General features: G+C 72.3%; 11 protein-coding genes and 1 pseudogene. 4 read left to right on the forward strand and 8 right to left on the reverse strand.

Annotated elements, in window-relative coordinates:
* The 5 genes from RV986_RS42705 to RV986_RS42725 form a co-directional block, all read right to left on the reverse strand.
* A complete protein-coding gene (locus RV986_RS42705; protein WP_475922522.1) occupies window positions 1-870 on the reverse strand; it encodes a 5-oxoprolinase subunit C family protein in 870 nt (289 codons plus the stop codon).
* On the reverse strand, window positions 867-1,484 hold the full coding sequence (locus RV986_RS42710; protein WP_475924639.1) for a 5-oxoprolinase subunit B family protein: 618 nt from the start codon (window positions 1,482-1,484) through the stop codon (window positions 867-869). Before RV986_RS42710 ends, RV986_RS42705 begins: the two co-directional genes overlap by 4 nt.
* Before the next feature lie 50 nt (window positions 1,485-1,534).
* Window positions 1,535-2,293 carry a LamB/YcsF family protein gene (locus RV986_RS42715; protein ID WP_475922523.1) on the reverse strand — a complete coding sequence of 253 codons (759 nt, stop codon included), beginning with the start codon at window positions 2,291-2,293 and terminating at the stop codon, window positions 1,535-1,537.
* Window positions 2,294-2,429: 136 nt separating this feature from the next.
* Window positions 2,430-3,296: a putative hydro-lyase gene (locus RV986_RS42720; protein ID WP_475924640.1), complete on the reverse strand. Its 867-nt coding sequence runs from the start codon at window positions 3,294-3,296 to the stop codon at window positions 2,430-2,432.
* A 23-nt stretch (window positions 3,297-3,319) separates the two neighbouring features.
* Complete coding sequence (locus tag RV986_RS42725) at window positions 3,320-4,663, reverse strand: MFS transporter (RefSeq protein ID WP_475922524.1); 1,344 nt, start codon at window positions 4,661-4,663, stop codon at window positions 3,320-3,322.
* A gap of 220 nt (window positions 4,664-4,883) precedes the next feature.
* Between RV986_RS42725 and RV986_RS42730 the strand changes: the two genes are divergently transcribed.
* The 4 genes from RV986_RS42730 to RV986_RS42745 all read left to right on the forward strand — a co-directional run bounded on the left by RV986_RS42730 (window position 4,884) and on the right by RV986_RS42745 (window position 13,192).
* On the forward strand, window positions 4,884-5,588 hold the full coding sequence (locus RV986_RS42730) for a GntR family transcriptional regulator (protein WP_475922525.1): 705 nt from the start codon (window positions 4,884-4,886) through the stop codon (window positions 5,586-5,588).
* Window positions 5,589-5,803: 215 nt separating this feature from the next.
* Window positions 5,804-7,321 (forward strand): hypothetical protein, encoded by a 1,518-nt coding sequence (locus tag RV986_RS42735; RefSeq protein ID WP_475922526.1) that lies wholly within the window; start codon window positions 5,804-5,806, stop codon window positions 7,319-7,321.
* A gap of 154 nt (window positions 7,322-7,475) precedes the next feature.
* Window positions 7,476-8,357, forward strand: coding sequence for a hypothetical protein (locus RV986_RS42740; protein WP_475922527.1), 882 nt, complete (start codon window positions 7,476-7,478; stop codon window positions 8,355-8,357).
* 101 nt (window positions 8,358-8,458) lie between these two features.
* Window positions 8,459-13,192, forward strand: a complete 4,734-nt coding sequence (locus RV986_RS42745; protein ID WP_475922528.1) for a hypothetical protein — start codon at window positions 8,459-8,461, stop codon at window positions 13,190-13,192.
* Here RV986_RS42745 and RV986_RS42750 read toward each other — a convergent pair.
* The 3 genes and pseudogenes from RV986_RS42750 to RV986_RS42760 all read right to left on the reverse strand — a co-directional run bounded on the left by RV986_RS42750 (window position 13,189) and on the right by RV986_RS42760 (window position 17,921).
* Window positions 13,189-14,738: pseudogene (locus tag RV986_RS42750) on the reverse strand (GMC family oxidoreductase). The gene RV986_RS42745 and the pseudogene RV986_RS42750 overlap by 4 nt on opposite strands.
* A 52-nt stretch (window positions 14,739-14,790) precedes the next feature.
* Complete coding sequence (locus RV986_RS42755) at window positions 14,791-16,350, reverse strand: APC family permease (protein WP_475922529.1); 1,560 nt, start codon at window positions 16,348-16,350, stop codon at window positions 14,791-14,793.
* Window positions 16,351-16,454: 104 nt separating this feature from the next.
* Complete coding sequence (locus RV986_RS42760; RefSeq protein ID WP_475922530.1) at window positions 16,455-17,921, reverse strand: aldehyde dehydrogenase family protein; 1,467 nt, start codon at window positions 17,919-17,921, stop codon at window positions 16,455-16,457.
* Between the last annotated feature and the right edge of the window lie 10 nt (window positions 17,922-17,931).

Raw genomic sequence — 17,931 nt, forward strand, 5'->3', positions numbered from 1 at the left:
TCAACGACGGCGTACGACCATGAACCGGACCGGCGTGCCCGGGACCGCCTGAGCGGCCGCGGGAAGGTCGGCCGCGCGGGCCACCGCGATCACCGGGTACCCCCCGGTGGTCGGATGGTCGGCGAGGAAGACGACCGGTCTGCCGTCGGGCGGCACCTGAACGGCGCCCAGCACCATGCCCTCACTGGGGAGTTCGCCGGAAACGGCCCTCTCCAGTGAGGGCCCTTCCGTACGCAGCCCTATGCGGTTGCTCGCGGAGGACACCCGGTAGGTGCTCGCCGCCAGGGTGCGCAGGGCCGAGTCCGTGAACCAGTCGTCGCGCGGGCCCGGTGTCACGCGCAGGACCAGCTCCGAGGGCGGCCCCGGGTGCGGAACCACGTCCACGCGCGCGTGGACGCCGTCGGGGCACCCCAGGGGCAGCACCGTGCCGTCCGCGAGGGGCGGCGGGCCCAGGCCCGAGAGGAGGTCGGTGGAGCGGCTGCCCAGGACCGGGTCCACGGCCACTCCGCCGGACACCGCCACATAGCTGCGCACTCCGGCGTGCGCGGGGCCGACGTCCAGCAAGGCTCCGGCCGGGACACGTACGGGCGCTCCCCAGGGCGCCGGACGGCCGTCCACCGTGACCGGGCAGGGCGCGCCCGTGACGGCCACCGTGATCACCGAACGCGGACGCAGGCCACAGCCGTTGAGGGTCGTCTCCAGGACGGCTGCCGCCACGGGGTTGCCGACGAGGCGGTTGGCCAGCGCCGCCGCGGGCGCGTCCAGCGCGCCGGAGCGGGGAACGCCGAGATGGGCGTGGCCGGGGCGGCCACGGTCCTGCACGGTGGTCAGAGCCCCGGCCCGGACGACGGCGAGGGCCCGGTCGGTCATGAGCACCCCGCCGGTACGAACCGGACCCGCGTCCCCGGGGCGAGCAGCGCGGCGGGCACGCGCGCGTGGTCCCACAGCACCGCGTCGGTCGTGCCGATCAGCTGCCAGCCGCCCGGTGACGAGCGCGGGTACACGCCCGTGTACGGGCCCGCGAGCGCCACGGAACCCTCCGGAACAGCCGTCCGCGGAGTCGCCCGGCGCGGAACGTCGTAGCGGGACGGCAGCCCTGTGAGGTAGCCGAAGCCGGGCGCGAACCCGCAGAAGGCGACACGGAATTCGGCCGCCGAGTGGATCTTCGGCACCTCGTGCTCCGGCACCCCCCACAGCGCCGCGACGTCCGTCAGGTCGGGACCGTCGTACCGTACGGGGATCTCGATCGCCCCCTCCGTTCGCGCGGCGGGCGGCGGGACTTCCCAGGTGGGGAGTTGTGCCGCCAGTCGCCCGGGTTCGTCCAGGCCGTCCAGGAGCACCGTGCGGGCCGCGGGGACGATCTCCCGGACGGACAGGGAGCCCTCCGCGCGGCGGCGCAGCAGTTCGGCGTGCAGGGCCTGGGCCGCCTCTCCCGAGGAGACCTCGACGAGCAGGGCGCGGTCGCCGACGGGCAGCACTCTCATGGTGGCGCCGACAGGAGACGCCGTCATGCCGTCGGCGGCCGGAAGCGCCCTCATACGAACGCTTCCACGCGGACGCCCGAGGACTCCAGACGGGCGCGGACCCGACGGGCCAGGTCCACCGCGCCCGGGGTGTCCCCGTGCAGGCACAGGGACCGGGCGCGGACCGGGACGCGCTCCCCGGAGTGCGACGTGACCACTCCGAAGTGGGCCAGGCCGAGCGAGCGTTCGACCACCGCCTCGGCGTCCGTGATCACCGCGCCCGCCTGGGTGCGGGGCACCAGGGTGCCCTGGTCGGTGTAGGCGCGGTCCGCGAACGCCTCGGTGGCGGTGGGCAGTCCGGCCTGCTCCGCGAGCTTCAGGAGACGGGACGACGGCAGACCGAGGACGGGCAGGGCGGCGTCCGCCAGCAGCACGCCCTCGACGACCGCCGCCGCCTGCTCCTCGTCGTGCACGACGCGGTTGTAGAGCGCGCCGTGCGGCTTCACGTACGACACACAGGCGCCCGCCGCGCGCGCGAAGACCTCCAGGGCGCCGATCTGGTAGGCCACTTCGGCCGCCAGTTCGTCGGGCGGCACGTCCATCGCGCGCCGCCCGAAACCCGCCAGGTCGCGGTAGGAGACCTGGGCGCCGATCCGTACACCCCGCTCGGCGGCCAGCTCGCACACCCGCCGCATGGTGGTCGCGTCCCCGGCGTGGAAGCCGCAGGCCACATTGGCGCTGGTGACGACGGACAGCAGCTGTTCGTCGTCGGTCAGCCGCCAGCGGCCGAAGCCCTCGCCGAGGTCGGCGTTGAGGTCGATGGGGGTCATGACGTGCAGTCTCTCCTTCTGGCGCTGGGCAAAGCCACTTGGTGCTGCGCGAGCCGCTTGGTGCTGTGCAAGCCACTTGGCGCCGTGCAAGCCGCTTGGTGCTGTTCAAGGCCGCTGAAGGCGGTTCCGGGCCGCCTCACACCACGCGGTACTGCTCGTCCCGGGCGTCGGTGAGGAACATCTGGCCCGGTGCGTGGGTGATCGCGAAGGGCGGGCGGGACGCCATGACGGCCGCCTGCGGTGTCACCCCGCAGGCCCAGAACACCGGGATGTCGTCCGGCTCGGCCACCACGGCGTCGCCGAAGTCGGGGCGCGCGAGATTCCCGATCCCCAGGCCCGAGGGTTCCCCGCAGTGCACCGGGCTGCCGTGCACGGCGGGCATGAGGCTGCTCTCCCTGATCGCCGTGGCCAGGTGCTCGGGCGGGATCGGGCGCATCGACACGACCATGGGGCCGTGCAGCCGCCCGGCCGGACGGCAGGGGCGTCCGGTCACGTACATGGAGACATTGCGGCCCTGCTCGATGTGGCGCATCGGGACGCCCGCCTCGGTCAGGGCCCACTCGAAGGTGAAGCTGCAGCCGATGAGGAAGGACACCAGGTCGTCGCGCCAGCGGTCGACCACGTCCGTGGGCTCGTCGACCAGCTCGCCGTGCTCCCACACCCGGTAGCGCGGCAGATCGGTGCGCAGGTCCGCGCCCTCGGCGAGCGGGGTGGTCCAGGAGCCGGCGTCGGTGACGTCGAGGACCGGGCAGGGCTGCGGATTGCGCTGGCAGAACAGCAGCATCTCGTAGGCCCAGTCGGCGGGCACCGAGATCAGGTTGGCCTGGGTGTGCCCCGCGGCGAGGCCGGCCGTCGGACCCGACACGCCCGAACGGAACCGGGCGCGCGCCTTCTTGGGGGTCCACGCGTGCGCGTGCTCGCCGAGCGGGTTCAACGGGCGGTCCTGGGTGAGGAACTGACGGTCCTGGGCGAGATGCGGCGGCTGGTCCGGGAGGAGGCTCAACGGCTGGTCCTGGACGGTGTGGTTCACAGGAGTTCCTTCCCACGGGTCTCGGGGAGCCCGATCAGGGCCAGGGCGGCGAGGGCGTAGCCGATCGCACCGAAGACCAGGGCGCCGCCCACACCCCAGCTGTCGGCCAGGAAGCCGACGGTGGTCGGGAAGGCGGCACCCACGGCCCGCCCCGTGTTGTACGTGAAGCCCTGCCCCGTGCCGCGCACCGCCGACGGGTACAGCTCGCTGAGGAACGAGCCGAAGCCGCTGAAGATCGCCGACATGCAGAAGCCGAGCGGGAAACCGAGCACCAGGAGAAGCGTGTCGGCGCCGCTCGGGATGTTGGCGTAGGTGAGGATGCAGGCCGCCGAGAGGATCGCGAAGAGCAGGATGTTCCGTTTGCGGCCCAGCCTGTCGGTGAGATAGCCGCCGGTGAGGTAGCCGATGAAGGCTCCGGAGATCAGGAACGTGAGGTAACCGCCGGTGCCGACGACGGACAGGCCGCGCTCCGTCTTCAGGTAGGTGGGCACCCAGGTCGCCAGCGTGTAGTAGCCGCCCTGGACACCGGTGGAGAGCAGGACCGCGAAGAACGTGGTGCGCAGCAGGCCGGGGCCGTCGGCCGAGGCGGGCTTGAAGATCGCTGTGAACGAGCCTCTCCCGGCGCTTTTCTCGCGCACCGCGGCGGCTTCCGGGGCGTCCTGCACCCGGCGGCGTACCCAGACGACGAGCAGCGCGGGCAGCGCGCCGGTCCAGAACATCACACGCCAGGCCAGGTCGTCGCCGAGGAACTGGAAGACCAGTGTGTAGACGATCACCGCCAGTCCCCAGCCGATGGCCCAGGAACTCTGGATCGCGCCGAGCGTGCGCCCCCGGTGCCTGGCGCTCGCGTACTCCGCGACGAGGATGGCGCCGACCGCCCACTCCCCGCCGAAACCGAGGCCCTGAAGGGCGCGGAAGACCAACAGCGTCTCGTAGTTGGGCGCGAAACCGCAGGCCACCGTGAACACCGCGTAGGTGGCCACGGTGATCATCAGCGCCTTGACGCGTCCGACCCGGTCCGCGACCACTCCGGCGATCGCACCGCCGACCGCCGAGACGACCAGCGTGACTGTGGTGAACAGCCCGGTCTGGCCGCTGTCCAGGCCGAAGTACGCCGCCAGCGCGACCATGCTCAGCGGCAGCGTGAAGTAGTCGTACGAGTCCAGGGCATAGCCGCCGAACGCGCCGGCGAAGGCCCGGCGGCCGCGCGGACCGAGCGCCTGCAGCCAGGTGAACGGGCCTTCCTGGACGGTGGGTTCGGCCGAGCCGGGCCGGATGCCGGCGGTCAGGGCCTGGGTGGGAGGGGGCGTACCGGGCGTCGTGCCGGGGGTCGTGCTCATGGGCACCTCGCAGTGAGGGACGGAGGGTGCTTGAGGACTGAGCCGTGCCGTGCGGTCGTGCCGTGCCGTGCCGTGCCGTGCCGTGCCATGCCTTGTTCTGTGGCGGCTGTGCGGTCGAGCGGTGGAGCGGTGGGCGCCTGACCGACAAGGTAGAGGATCGTTGAACGATCCCTCAATACCCGTGTTGTTTCGTTCTTATTTCTGCGATTGAATTCCGGGCATGGCAGAACTGACGGGACTGGCCGACGATCGCGCCCTGCTGGGCCGCACCAGCACCGCCGAGCGAGTCTCGGACATCCTCAGGAGCCGTATCGCCGAGGGGTACTTCCCGCCCGGGACCCGACTGTCCGAGGACAGCATCGGCGGGGCGCTCGGCGTCTCCCGCAACACGCTGCGCGAGGCGTTCCGGCTGCTCACGCACGAACGGCTCCTGGTGCACGAGCTCAACCGCGGGGTCTTCGTAAGGGTGCTGACCATCGAGGACGTCGAGGACATCTACCGCACCCGCACCCTCGTCGAGTGCGCGGTGGTCCGCGGCCTCGGCGAGCCCCCGTACGCCGTGGACGACCTCGCCCGGGCCGTCGCCGACGGGCAGCGGGCGGCGGGCGAAGGTGACTGGAAAGGAGTGGGTACGGCCAACATCCACTTCCACCGGGAGCTGGTGGCGCTCGCCGGGAGCGCCCGCACCGACGAGCTGATGCGCAGCGTCTTCGCCGAACTGCGCCTCGCCTTCCACGTGGTGGCCGATCCACAGCGGCTGCACGAGCCGTACCTCGCGCGCAATCACGAGATCCTCCAGACGCTCCGGGCGGGCGAGCGCGACGAGGCCGAGCACCTGCTGGCGGTCTATCTCGACGACTCCCTCACCGGGGTCGTGGAGGCGTACGGGCGACGGGTCGCCGACGGGGCGCAGGGGACCGACTGAGCGGGCGGGGACCGGCGCGACGTACGGCCCCTGCGTGCCTCTCGCGGGCCGCGGCGGCGGTCGGCCTCGCGGCTCCGGTGGGGCCCCGGCGCTGTCGTACGCGTGGCCCCCGCGGGCTGTGGGCGCGGCTCGCGGCGCAGGTGAGGGCCGGTGTGACCGCGGTCGCTTCTGCGTCGTTTCGACCGTTGTCAGACCGAGGACCTAGTCTGTGCACCGTGACTTCGCCTGCATCGACGGACAGCGTTCCGCCCCAGCTCAGCGCGGGGCCGCGCCCCGCTTCGGGCCCGGCCGCCGACGAGGGCCTGGCGCGGCGGCTGCGCGCGCTCGCCTGCACCGCGCCGCTGCACGACCTCGATGTGCGCAAGGCGAATCTCGCGGGTGAGTACACGGTCTACGGGATGGCCGAGGTCGCCCTCGCCGCCATCGACCTCGTCACACTGAACATGGACTTCGACACGGGCGCCGACCACGACCAGATAGTGGCCCGGCTCATCCCGCGCATCGCCGCCCAGGCCCCGCAGCGACCCGTCGCCGAGCACGAGCGCGTGGCCAGATGGGTCCTGGAGAACCTGATCAACGTCGGCAGTGTCGACCGAGGTTTCCGGGCCGTGTACGGCACCTTCGCACCCGACGGCTCCTATGTGCGCCGCGACTACGACTTCAAGCTGATCGAGGAGGTGCCCGGGTACGGCGGGAGCGTCTACCTCCGCACGACGGACGAAGCGGTCAACGTCCTCGTCGGCGCCCTCGACACCGACGTCACCAGCGCGCAGATCGCCGCCGAGGTCAAGCTGGAGGTGCTGATCAGCCGCGGCCGGCTCGCCGACGCGCAGCTCGCCGCCGAGCAGGCCCGCTACCGGACCGTCCAGTACTCCGAGACGCTCCGCCGGGCGCTCGACGCGACCCGCCGCAATGTGCGCGCCGTCGACTGGCTCCAGACCGTGCCCGACATGATCGCCGAGGCGCTCGACCACGTCGCCGACCGCTATCGCCACGAGAACGCGATCCTCACCAACATCCGCAAGGCCCGCGACGAGTCCGAGGACCCCGAACAGAAGCGCCGCGCCGCCGAGCTCGTCGACATCGTCAAGGACTGCATCCGACGGCATACACAACTGCAGTCACGCCTCCTGGAAGCGGGTCCCCTCTTCCGCGCCGAGCAGGACCGGCAGGCCTTCGCCACGCCCATGACGACCTCGGGGATCGACCTCTACGGACACCTCGTCGCCCCCGTGCTGCCGCTGCCCGTCGCGCGGGCGCGGCGCGTGACGGACGCGTTCTTCGCCCGCGGGACGGGGCTGCGGACACCGGTCTCCGTCCGGGTGGGGGACCTTGTCGACCTTCTGCTGACGCCGCCCATGGAGCGGGAGCACCTCGGTGCGGAGATGCCCGAGCCCGACCTCATCGCCACTCCGGACGACAGCCGGTTCAGCGAGGAGCAGCTCGCTTCCGCGATGGAACTGCTGGATCTGCCGGCGGACGCGCCGCGACGGCTGTCCGGGCTGCTTGCCGAAGCGCGCCGCCGGGACCCCGAACTGCCCTACCTCGTCGCCCTGTTGGCCGTTCACGCGGCCAGCCCGCCGGTCGGTACCGCCTATCGGCAGGGGGAGGAGAAGCTGCTGTTCGCCGTGGACGACGGGGTGGAGCTGGACGACCCGGAGTTCGGCGGGGCCGATCTCATCGTGGGGATGGCCCTGCTGGACGCGGCGGGGATGGCGGCGGATCGGAAGTGATGTCGTTGGAAGCGTCGGGGAGCTGCGGGTTGTCGGCGACCTGCGGATCCGCCGTGGCTGGTCGCGCCCGCGCGGCGGAGCCGCACATGTCACAGCCCCGCGCCCCGTTCAGGGGCGCCCCCGGCCTCGTAACTCTGCACAAGGAGCCCCAGTCGTGACCGAGCAGCACGTCGAGTGGAGTGAGCCGGATGCCGTCGCCGCGCCGGCGAACGCACCTGTCACGCCCGCCGACGCCGCCGACGCGGCGCGGCTCGTCGCCTTCGGGCTGCAGCCCAAACTGCAGCCGGCGCGGGACCAGGAGTACGCGGAGCTGCTGCGCCGGTACCGGGAGGACCCGCCGTTCGCACGGCTCGCCGACGCTGTGGCCGCCGGGCTCGGACTGGTCGTCCTGGAGGTGTCCCCGCGCGCGGGGATGGCGGTGACCGCGGCCGAGGACTCGGTGTTCGCCGTGCGGATGGGCGACTACGCGCGTCGCACCTCGGCCGACTCCGTGGACCGCTTTCTGCACGGCCTCGCCCACCTCGCCGTCGCCGCGATGGCCTTCCCGCGCCCGGAGGACCTCGCGGACGACGGATACATCGGGCGCGTCTCGGTCAACGGCGTCGACGCGTTCGTACGACAGGCCTGTCGTCGTCTGGAGGAGCGCGCCGAGGAGCAGGGCGAGAACACCGATCCGGCGACCGAGGCGCCCGGCCTGGAGGCGGCCTGGCGGATCTGGGCGCGACGCAGCTCCACCGGCGCCACCAAGGACGCGCGAAGACTGGCCGGTTCGACCACCGGCATCATCGGCAAGGCCGTCGCGTTCCTCACCGACTCCGGATTCCTGCAGCGGACCGGGGACGACTCCGGAGGGACGTACCGGACGACGGCCCGCTATCAGCTCCAGGTGCGTGACATGGCGGGCAGCGCCGCGATGGCCGAGCTCCTCGAACTGGGCGTCGTCCCGGTGACCGACGGCACCCCGACGCTGCTGCCCGCCGAGCACACCGACGACCTGGAACTGGTGGCCGACGCCGGGCTGCCGTTCCACTCCTGACCTCGCCCGACCTGTCCCGACCTTCCTCTCCAGTCCAGTCCAGTCCTGACCTTCCCGACCTTCCGCACGTATCCGAAGACTTACTACGAGAGTCCGCCGCCATGTACGAGCTGTCCCGGGTCCGCCTCTACTCCATCGGGCCTGCCGGTGCGCGCTATGCCGACATCGTGCTGGACCTGCGGGGTGTCGGCGAGCCCGTGCCCGATCCCGCGCCCACCCAGGCGGAGTTCTTCGAGGAGGAGCCCGTCGGGCCGCCGCGCCGGCCCGCGCCCGCGGGCGTGCTCTTCCTGGAGAACGGCGGCGGCAAGTCGGTGCTGCTCAAGCTGATCTTCTCGGTGATGCTGCCGGGCCACCGCAACACCCTGGGCGGCGCCAGCTCCGGAGTGCTGCGCAAGTTCCTGCTCGCCGACGACTGCGGTCATGTCGCGCTGGAGTGGCAGCACACGCTGACCGGTGAGTGCGTCGTGGTCGGCAAGGCGAGCGAGTGGCGGGGGCGGCAGGTCTCCAACGACCCGCGGAAGTTCGCCGAAGCCTGGTACTCCTTCCGGCCCGGCCCCGGGCTGAGCCTGGACAACCTGCCCGTCGCCGAGGCGACCGCCGTCCGGGCGCCCGTCGAGGGCGCGTCCGGCGCCCAGGGGCGGCGGCGCACCATGAAGGGCTTCCGGGACGCCCTCACCGAGGCCGGCAAGGCCTATCCGCACCTCGAAGTGCACTGGGAGGAGATCCACGACCGCTGGAACGAGCATCTGACGGATCTCGGCCTCGACCCCGAACTCTTCCGCTACCAGCGGGAGATGAACGCCGACGAGGGCGAGGCCGCCGGTCTCTTCGCCGTCAAGAAGGACTCCGACTTCACCGACCTGCTGCTGCGCGCCGTCACCGACACCCGGGACACCGACGGGCTCGCCGACCTGGTCGGCGGCTTCGGCAACAAACTCGGGCGGCGCGCCGAGCTGATCGCCGAACGGGACTTCACCGCCGGCTCGGTGGATCTGCTCGGCCGGATCGTCGAGGCCGCCGAGGCACGGGCCCGCGCGCGTGACATCCACGCGGGCGCCGAGCGCCGCACCCGCACGCTGGCCCGGCGGCTGTCCGCCCGGGCCGTACGGGAGCGCGTCCGCGCCGGTGAGCTCGCACAGCGCGTGACCGCCGCCGCGTACGCCGTCACCCACGCCGAGGGCGCCCGTGAGCGCGGCTCCCTCATCGCCGCCGAAATCGCCTACCGGCACGCCTCGCTGGCGCTCGCCGGGGCCGAGAAGTCCGCGGCCGCCCAGAAGCGCGAGCTGGCCGACGCGCGCACCCTGCACTCCTCCTGGCAGGCCGCCGAGCTCGTGCTGCGGCACCGCGCCGCCGCCGACCGCTCCGCGCGCGTGGCCGCCGCGATCCTGGAGGCCGAGCGGGACGCCGCCCCCGCGCTCGCCGCCCGCGCCAAGGCCGCCGTCGACCTCGTACGGGCGTTGCACCGCGCCGCCGAAGGCGCCGAGGCACTCGCCAACGAGGAGGAGGAGCGGTCCGCAGGACTCCAGGAGGTCGGCGAGACCGCGCACGCCGACTCGACCGCCGCGGCCACCGCCGCACAGCGCGCCCGCAGCGAGATCGGACATCTGCGCCAGCGCCTGAGCGAGGTCGAGCAGGAGACGGCCGAGGCGGTGCGCGCGGGCTGGCTCGACGACAGCGCCCCCGACGCCGACCCGGCCCGCGCCGCCCTCGCCGCCAGCGACGCCGAGAAGACGGCCGTCGCGGTCTGGGACACCGCCCGGGAGGCTTCGCGGCGGGCTTCGGAGCACGCCCGGGAAGCGGCGTCCGCCGAGTCCCGCGCCGAGCTCACGGCCGCCCGCGCGGCGGACGCGGCGACGGCGGCCGAGCGTGCGTACGACGGTGAGCGGCGTACGGCGGAGGCGCTGGCCGGGGAGGAACGGCTCACGGAACTGCTCGGCCTGCCGGGTGCCGGTGGGACGGGTGCCGGTGGCACGGGGCGCGCCGGGGTGCCGGTGCCCCGGACCGCGGCGGACGCCTCCGGCCGGGGAGCCGACAAGGACGGACGGGGAGGCCCCCGCCCGGCGCGGCAGGCCGCCGCCGGCGGTCACGGCAAGGACGGCGACACCTGGGCCGCCACCGAAGGCACCCTCACCCCCGAGGAGTTGGACCAGTACGCCGACGAACTGCGCGAGCTGCTCGACGGCGGCGTCGCCTCCGCCGAGCGCCAGCTCTTCGAGCTGCGGACCGCGGCGGCCGACGACGCCCGGATCCTCGGCGCCCTCGGTGACGGCGGACTGCTGCCGCCCGGCCCGGACGTGCTCGCCACCGTCGAATACCTCGGCGAGCACGGCATCCCCGCGCTGCCCGGCTGGCGCTACCTCGCCCAGGCCGTCGACCCCGTCGACCACGCGCGCGTACTGGCCGCCCGGCCCGAGCTCGTCGACGGCGTGATCATCACCGACCCCGACACCCACGCCCGGGCCCGTGAGGTGCTCAGCGAAGCGGCGCTGCTGCCGCGCTCCACCGTCGCCGTCGGTACGGCCGCCGCGCTGCTCGCCCCCACCCCGGCCCCCGACACGGGCGACAGCGGCGTGTTCCTCGTCCCCCCGAACCCGGCCATGCACGACGAGCACGCCGCCGACGAGGAACGACAGGCCCTGCGCACCCGCGCGACCGAGCGGGACGAGGAGATCCGCACCCTCGCGGCCCGGCTCGGCAAGGACCGGGAGCTCGCCGCGCGGCTCGCGTCCTGGCGCACCGGCTGCCCCGCCGGTCGGCTCGTCGAGCTGGCCGCGGCGGCCCGGGACGCCCGTGCGTTCGCCGAGGAGGCCGAGGCCGAGCTCGCCGAGGCACGCACCGTGCGGGCCGAGGCCGACGAGGCCGCTGCCGAGGCGGCGCTCGTCCGGGACGAACGTCAGGACGCCGCCCAGCGCGCCCGACGCGCCGCCGACGCGCTCGCCGGACTCGCCTTCCGACTGCGTGAACGGGCCGGCTGGCAGGTCAAGCTGCGCGAACTCGCCGACGAGGCCACCGAGTCGGAGGCCCGCGCCCAGGTCTGCCTGGAGCGCGCCCGCGCCGCCGACGAGGACCGCCGCGCCACCCAGCGCGCCGCCGACGACGCCCGCCGCACGGCCCGCGCCCTGCGCGCCGAGCGCGCCGAGATCGCCGGCGCCCCCGACGACGTACCGGAGGACCAGCCGGACGCGGCCAGGCCCTCGCTGCCCGCCCTGCGCGAGGCCTACCGGGCCGCGTCACAGCTGTACGAGAAGGTCGGCGTCGGCGCCGACCTCCGCGCCGAGCAGGCGCGGGCCGAGGGCGACGAGAGCGCGGCCCTCGCCGAGCTGGACCGGCTCAGCAACAAGGTGCGCACCCGCGCCGCACAGCTCCTTCAGGCGCCCGACGGCTCCGACGGCCCGTCCCGGCAGGCCGCGGCCGCCCGCGCCGAAGAACTGGTGCAGCTCCTGGAGACCCGGATGTCGACCGCGAGCGAGCAGCTCGGACGGCTGCGCGGCGAGGCCGAGCGGCACGCGCCCGAGGACGGCGAGGCCCACACCGAGCTGTCGCAGGAGCTGATCCCGCGCGACGCCGAGCACGCGCAGTCGCTGCTGCGCACGGCCACCGGCGAACTCGCCTCCCGCACCGAAGCGCTCGGGCAGGCCCGCGAGGCGCACGCCGAAATGCTCGACGCCCACCGCGCCGCCGAGGACGCGGCCGGTGGCTTCGACGAGACCGCCGCCCTGCTCAGGGACCTGCTGCGGGAGCACTCCGACGAGGAGCAGGAGGAGCCCGAGCCCTACCCCGGCACCCTCGAAGAGGCACGGCACGCCGCCGCCGAGACCCGCCGCTCCCTGCGCGGCTGCGCCGCCGAGCTCTCCGCCGCCGAGGGCTCCGTGCGCGAGGCGAGCGACATCCTCGTACGGCATGCCAACGCCACCCGGTACGAGCAGGTGCGCACCCCCGCCCGGCAGCAGATCCGTGAGCTGCCCGCGTCCGCGCTGCCCGAGCACGCCCAGAAGTGGGCGGACGCCTTCGCCCCCCGACTGCGGGTGCTGACGGACGAGCTGGCGCAGCTCGAACGCAACCGGGACTCGATCGTGGACCGCCTGCGTGGGCTGGTGGAGTCGTCGCTCGCCACCCTGCGGTCGGCGCAGCGGCTGTCCCGGCTGCCGGAGGGGCTCGGCGAGTGGTCCGGGCAGGAGTTCCTGCGGATCCGCTTCGAGGAGCCCGACCAGGCCACGCTCACCGAGCGGCTCGGCGAGGTCGTCGACGAGGCCACCCGCGCGGCGGTCAAGAAGAACTCCGACATGCGACGCGACGGGATGTCGTTGCTGCTGCGCGGAGTCGGCGCGGCACTGCAGCCCAAGGGTGTCGCCGTCGAGATCCTCAAGCCGGACGCGGTGCTGCGCGCCGAGCGGGTCCCCGTCGGGCAGATGGGCGACGTGTTCTCCGGTGGCCAGCTGCTCACCGCGGCCATCGCGCTGTACTGCACGATGGCCGCGCTGCGCAGCAACGACCGGGGCCGCGACAAGCAGCGGCACGCCGGCACGCTCTTCCTCGACAACCCCATCGGGCGTGCGAACGCGACGTATCTGCTGGAGTTGCAGAGGGCCGTCTCGGACGCGCTGGGCGTCCAGCTCCTGTACACCACCGGCCTGTTCGACACGACCGCGCTCGCCGAGTTCCCCCTCGTCATCAGGCTGCGCAACGACGCCGACCTGCGGGCCGGGCTGAAGTACATCAGCGTCGAGGAACACCTCCGGCCGGGGCTCCCGCGTGAGGCTCCCGCCGGGGAAGCCGTGCACACGGAGATCACGGCGACGCGGATGTTCAAGAGGCCTGCACCTCAAGGGGCCTAGCGGTCCTCCTTCAAAAGGTCCGCACACTTCTCGCCGATCATCATCGTCGTGATGCAGGGGTTGACGGAGATCAGATCCGGCATCACCGAACCGTCCGCGACCCGCAGCCCCTCGACCCCCTTGACCCGCAGCCGCGCGTCGAGCGGGGCCGAGGTGTCGTCGTCCGCGCCCATCTTCACGGTGCAGGACGGGTGGTAGACGGTGTTGTGGGTCTTGTGGATGTAGTCGAGCAACTCGTCGTCGGTCCGGACGTCCGGACCGGGGGCCAGCTCGGCGCCCGCCCAGCCGCTCAGCGCGGGCTGCGACGCGATCTTCCGCGCCAGCTTCAGTCCGTACGTCATCACACGCACGTCGTGCTCGTGCGTGAAGTAACGCGGATCGACCATCGGCTTGTCCCGGTAGTCCCGGGTGCGCAGCCGTACCGTGCCGCGTGACTTCGCGCGTGTGACGTTCGGCGTGAGGCAGAACGCGTTCTCGGAGGTGGGGAACCCGTGCCGCGCCGTGTTCATGTCGAACGGCACCGAGCCGTAGTGGTACATCAGGTCGGGCCGGTCCAGGCCCGGTTCGGTGTCGTAGAAGATGCCCGCCTCCCACCACTGGCTGGACGTGGTGGTCATGGGCTGCTCGGCCTCCCACATGATGACGCCCTCGGGGTGGTCCTGGAGGTTCTCGCCTACGCCCGCCGAGTCCACCACCACCTCGACCCCCACCTCGCGCAGATGCGCGGCGGGCCCGATGCCGGACAGCATCAGCAGCTTGGGCGTGTCGATGGACCCGCAGGACACGATCACCTCGCGGCGGGCGCGTACCGTCCGGGTGTGGATCAGGTCCGGGTCCAGATACTCCGCGCCCACGCAGCGGCGGCCGTCGAGCACCAGCTTCTTGGCCCGCACCCCGGTGCGCACCTCCAGGTTCGGGCGCTTGCCCATGACCGGATGCAGATACGCGACCGACGAGGACTGACGGATGTTGTTCTCGTCGGAGTTGATCTGGAACCAGTTGGCGCCACGGACCACGGTGCTGCCGGTGTTGAACGCGGTGGTCGGGTGCCCGCCTGCGCGCACGCCTCCAACAGGGCGGTGCCGCACGGGTCCTCGCCCTTCAGCGTGCGCAGTTTCACCGGGCCGGTGCGGCCGTGGTGGTCGCCGGGAGCGTCGTTCGACTCCAACCGCTGGTAGAGTGGGAAGAGTTCGGCCGAGCTCCACCCCGTACAGCCCGCGGCGGCCCAGTCGTCCAGGTCCTCCGCGGGTGCCCAGAAGGCGATACAGGAGTTGTGCGAGGAGCAGCCGCCGAGCACCTTGGCGCGGGCGTGCCGCATAAAGCTGTTGCCGCTGGCCTGCGGCTCGACCGGGTAGTCCCAGTCGTAGCCGGATTCCAGCAGCCCCATCCAGCGCTCCAGCTTGAGGATGTCCTCGTCGCCGACATCGCTGGGGCCCGCCTCCAGGACGCACACGGTGACGGACGGGTCCTGCGAGAGCCGGGCCGCGACCACGTTGCCCGCGGTGCCGCCGCCGACCACGACATAGTCGAACTCATCGGCATTCATGGGGAGTTGACCTCCTTGAGTTGCTCTTCAGTCGGTCGTGTGACGGTGTCCTTCAGTCGGTCAGGGGAGTCGCGACGGCAGTCGGCGCGGCCGAGGCCGTGAGCTGGTGCTCGGCGAGCACCCCGGTCCGGTGCCGCTGCACGAACCAGTAGTAGGCGAAGCCGCCGCCCGCGACGATGCCCACGAACAGGACGGCGCCCCAGCGCAGATACCAGTGGTACGGGGCGCTCGCGTTGTAGACCGCGGAGCGCGGCCAGATGAGGTTGACCGTCATGGCCGCGCCCCACAGCACGGCGACGATGTTGACGAGCAGTCCCCAGCGGCCGAGCGAGAACTTGCCGTCACCCGCCGGCTGCCATGTGCCACGCAGCCTCGCCACCAGCATCGGGCCGGTGACCAGCAGATACGCCAGGTAGATCATGATGATGCCGATGCTGGTGACCACCGTGAAGATCTGCGGCTGACGGATGTTGACCACCAGGATCGCCAGTGCGAGGACGCCGATGATCACGGTCGGCAGCACCGGGGTCTGGAAGCGCGGGTTGACCTTGGCCAGCTTCGAGGAGGCGGGCAGGTTGTTGTCCCGGGCCATCGCGAAGGCCAGCCGGATCGCCGCCGTGTGCACGGCCAGGGCGCACACCGTGACCGCGATCAGCACACACCACAGCATGGCCTTGCCGGCCGTCGGACCGAGCACGTCGAGGACGATGTACTGCAGACCGTCCGTGGAGAGCTTGTCGCCCTTCAGGCTGGAGACGCTCATCAGCGCGAGCAGCAGCACGAGCCCGCCCAGGACGAACGAGGCGACGATCGCGCGGATGATGGCGCGCGGCGCGTTGCGCGACGGGTCGAGGCACTCCTCGCCGAGCGACGAGGCGGTGTCGAATCCGTACATCACATACGCGGAGGCCAGCGAGGCCACCAGGAACGCGCCGAGGTAGCCGAACGACTGTCCGTTCCCGGTGCCCTGGGTGTCCATGACGACCTGGGGGCCGCGGGTGATGTGCACCGCGAACAGGATGATCAGTACGACGGTGGCGATGAGCTCGATGAAGACGCCCGCGGTGTTGATGGTGGCCATCAGCTTCACACCGAACGCGTTGATCAGGGTGGTGAAGAAGATGAGGACGGCCGCCAGCAGTACGGCGTTGGTGGCGACGTCGTACTTGCCCGTGCCGTCGCCCACGAACTGGAAGGTGGAGGAGATCTGGGGAAGCGTCAACTGATAGGCGAGTGCCACGGCCGAGATCGACACGATCGACGCGAGCAGCATCATCCAGCCCGCGAGCCAGCCTATGTGCGGATTGCCCACCTTCTTCGACCAGTTGTAGACGGAGCCGGCCACGGGATAGCGGGCGGCCAGCTCGGCGAAGCAGAGCGCGACCATGAACTGGCCGATGAACACCATGGGCCACGACCACCAGTAGGCCGGACCACCACTGCCGTAGCCGAAGTAGAAGAGCTGGAAGGTGCCGGTGAGGATGGAGATGTAGCTGATGCCGGCGGCGAAGGTGTGGAAGTTGCCGAGGGTGCGCTTGAGTTCGGGCTTGTAGCCGAACTCGGAGAGTTCGGCGTCGTCGTTCTGCTCGGTCGCGGGTGGACGGGTGGTCATGAGCGGCCTCCTGGATCGGGGGAGAGGGGCGCGGCTCGTGCGGGTGGGGTGGGGGGAGTCAGGGGATCAGATCATCCGGACGTCACCGGGGGATCATCAGGGGGTTACGCGAACCACCCCTGTGGGGACGGGTCGGTGTTGCGCCAGATGTGCTTCGCCTCGCGGTACTCGGCAAGGCCGGAGGGTCCCAGCTCGCGCCCGAAGCCGGACTGCTTGAAACCGCCCCATTCGGCCTGGGGGACGTAGGGGTGGTAATCGTTGATCCACACCGTGCCGAGCCGCAGCCGGGCCGCCACGCGCTGGGCCTTGGCCTCGTCGGTGGTGAAGACGGCGCCCGCGAGCCCGTAGATCGTGTCGTTGGCGAGCCGCAAGGCCTCCGCCTCGCCGCTGAAGCGCTCCACGGTCAGCACCGGCCCGAAGGACTCGTCCTGCACCACGGACATGTCGGAGGAGCACTCGTCCAGCACGGTCGGCAGATAGTAGAAGCCCGCCTCGAACTCGGGGCCGGACGGGCGCGCGCCACCGCATCGCAGCACCGCACCGTCCTCCAGACCCTTGGCGACATAGGCCTCGACCTTGGCGCGATGCGCCGCCGAGACCAGCGGCCCGCTCTGTGCCCGCTCGTCGAACGGGCCCCCGAGCCGGATCCGCGAAGCCCGCCGGACGGCCTCGTCGACGAACCGGTCGTGCAGCGAGTCCTCGACCAGCAGCCGAGCCCCGGCCGAGCAGACCTGCCCGGAGTGCAGGAATACGGCGGTCAGCGCCATGTCGACCGCCGTCTCGAAGTCGGCGTCGGCGAAGACGATGTTGGGATTCTTGCCGCCGAGCTCCAGGGCGACCTTCTTCACCGTCCCGGCCGCGGCGGCCATCAGCCGCCGCCCGGTCTGGAGCCCGCCGGTGAAGGAGACCAGGTCGACGTCCGGATGATCGGCGAGCGGGGCCCCCGCTTCGGGGCCCGCGCCGAGGACGAGGTTGGCCACTCCGGCCGGCAGCTCCGCCTCCTCCAGCAGCCGCATCAGATGGATCGCCGAGTGCGGGGTCAGCTCGCTCGGTTTGAGGACGAAGGTGTTGCCCGCGGCGAGCGCCGGGGCGACCTTCCAGGCCGTCTGCAGGAGCGGATAGTTCCAGGGGGTGATCAGCGCGCACACCCCGACGGGCTCGTAGACGACACGGCTGTCGACGCTCGCCGTACCGGTCTCGACCACCCGGCCCGTCTCGGCGGCGGCCGCCCGCCCGAAGTAGCGGAAGCAGTTGGCGATGTCGTCGATGTCGTACTCGCTCTCGACGAGCCGCTTGCCCGTGTCGAGCGACTCGGCGCGGGCGAGCGCGTCCTTGTCCCGCAGGAGGAGGTCGGCGACGCGCAGCAGCAGGTCACCGCGGTCCGCGGCCGGTGTCGTGGGCCAGGGGCCCTCGTCGAAGGCGCGGCGCGCGGCGGCGATCGCCTCGACGGTGTCCTTGCCGCCCGCCTCGTCGACGACGCCGACCAGGGAGCCGTCCGCCGGGCAGCGGATCTCGCGGGTGCGCTCGTCGAGAGCGCCCCGCCATGTACCGTCAATGAACAGGTCAGGCACGGAGGCCTCC

It is taken from the genome of Streptomyces sp. RLA012 (assembly GCF_056270325.1).

Excerpts from the sequence above, each read along its gene's own strand:
- RV986_RS42705 (WP_475922522.1), bottom strand. The coding sequence starts at position 870 with ATGACCGACCGGGCCCTCGCCGTCGTCCGGGCCGGGGCTCTGACCACC.
- RV986_RS42710 (WP_475924639.1), bottom strand. The coding sequence starts at position 1,484 with ATGAGAGTGCTGCCCGTCGGCGACCGCGCCCTGCTCGTCGAGGTCTCC.
- RV986_RS42725 (WP_475922524.1), bottom strand. The coding sequence starts at position 4,663 with ATGAGCACGACCCCCGGCACGACGCCCGGTACGCCCCCTCCCACCCAG.
- RV986_RS42715 (WP_475922523.1), bottom strand. The coding sequence starts at position 2,293 with ATGACCCCCATCGACCTCAACGCCGACCTCGGCGAGGGCTTCGGCCGC.
- RV986_RS42730 (WP_475922525.1), top strand. The coding sequence starts at position 4,884 with ATGGCAGAACTGACGGGACTGGCCGACGATCGCGCCCTGCTGGGCCGC.
- RV986_RS42755 (WP_475922529.1), bottom strand. The coding sequence starts at position 16,350 with ATGACCACCCGTCCACCCGCGACCGAGCAGAACGACGACGCCGAACTC.
- RV986_RS42745 (WP_475922528.1), top strand. The coding sequence starts at position 8,459 with ATGTACGAGCTGTCCCGGGTCCGCCTCTACTCCATCGGGCCTGCCGGT.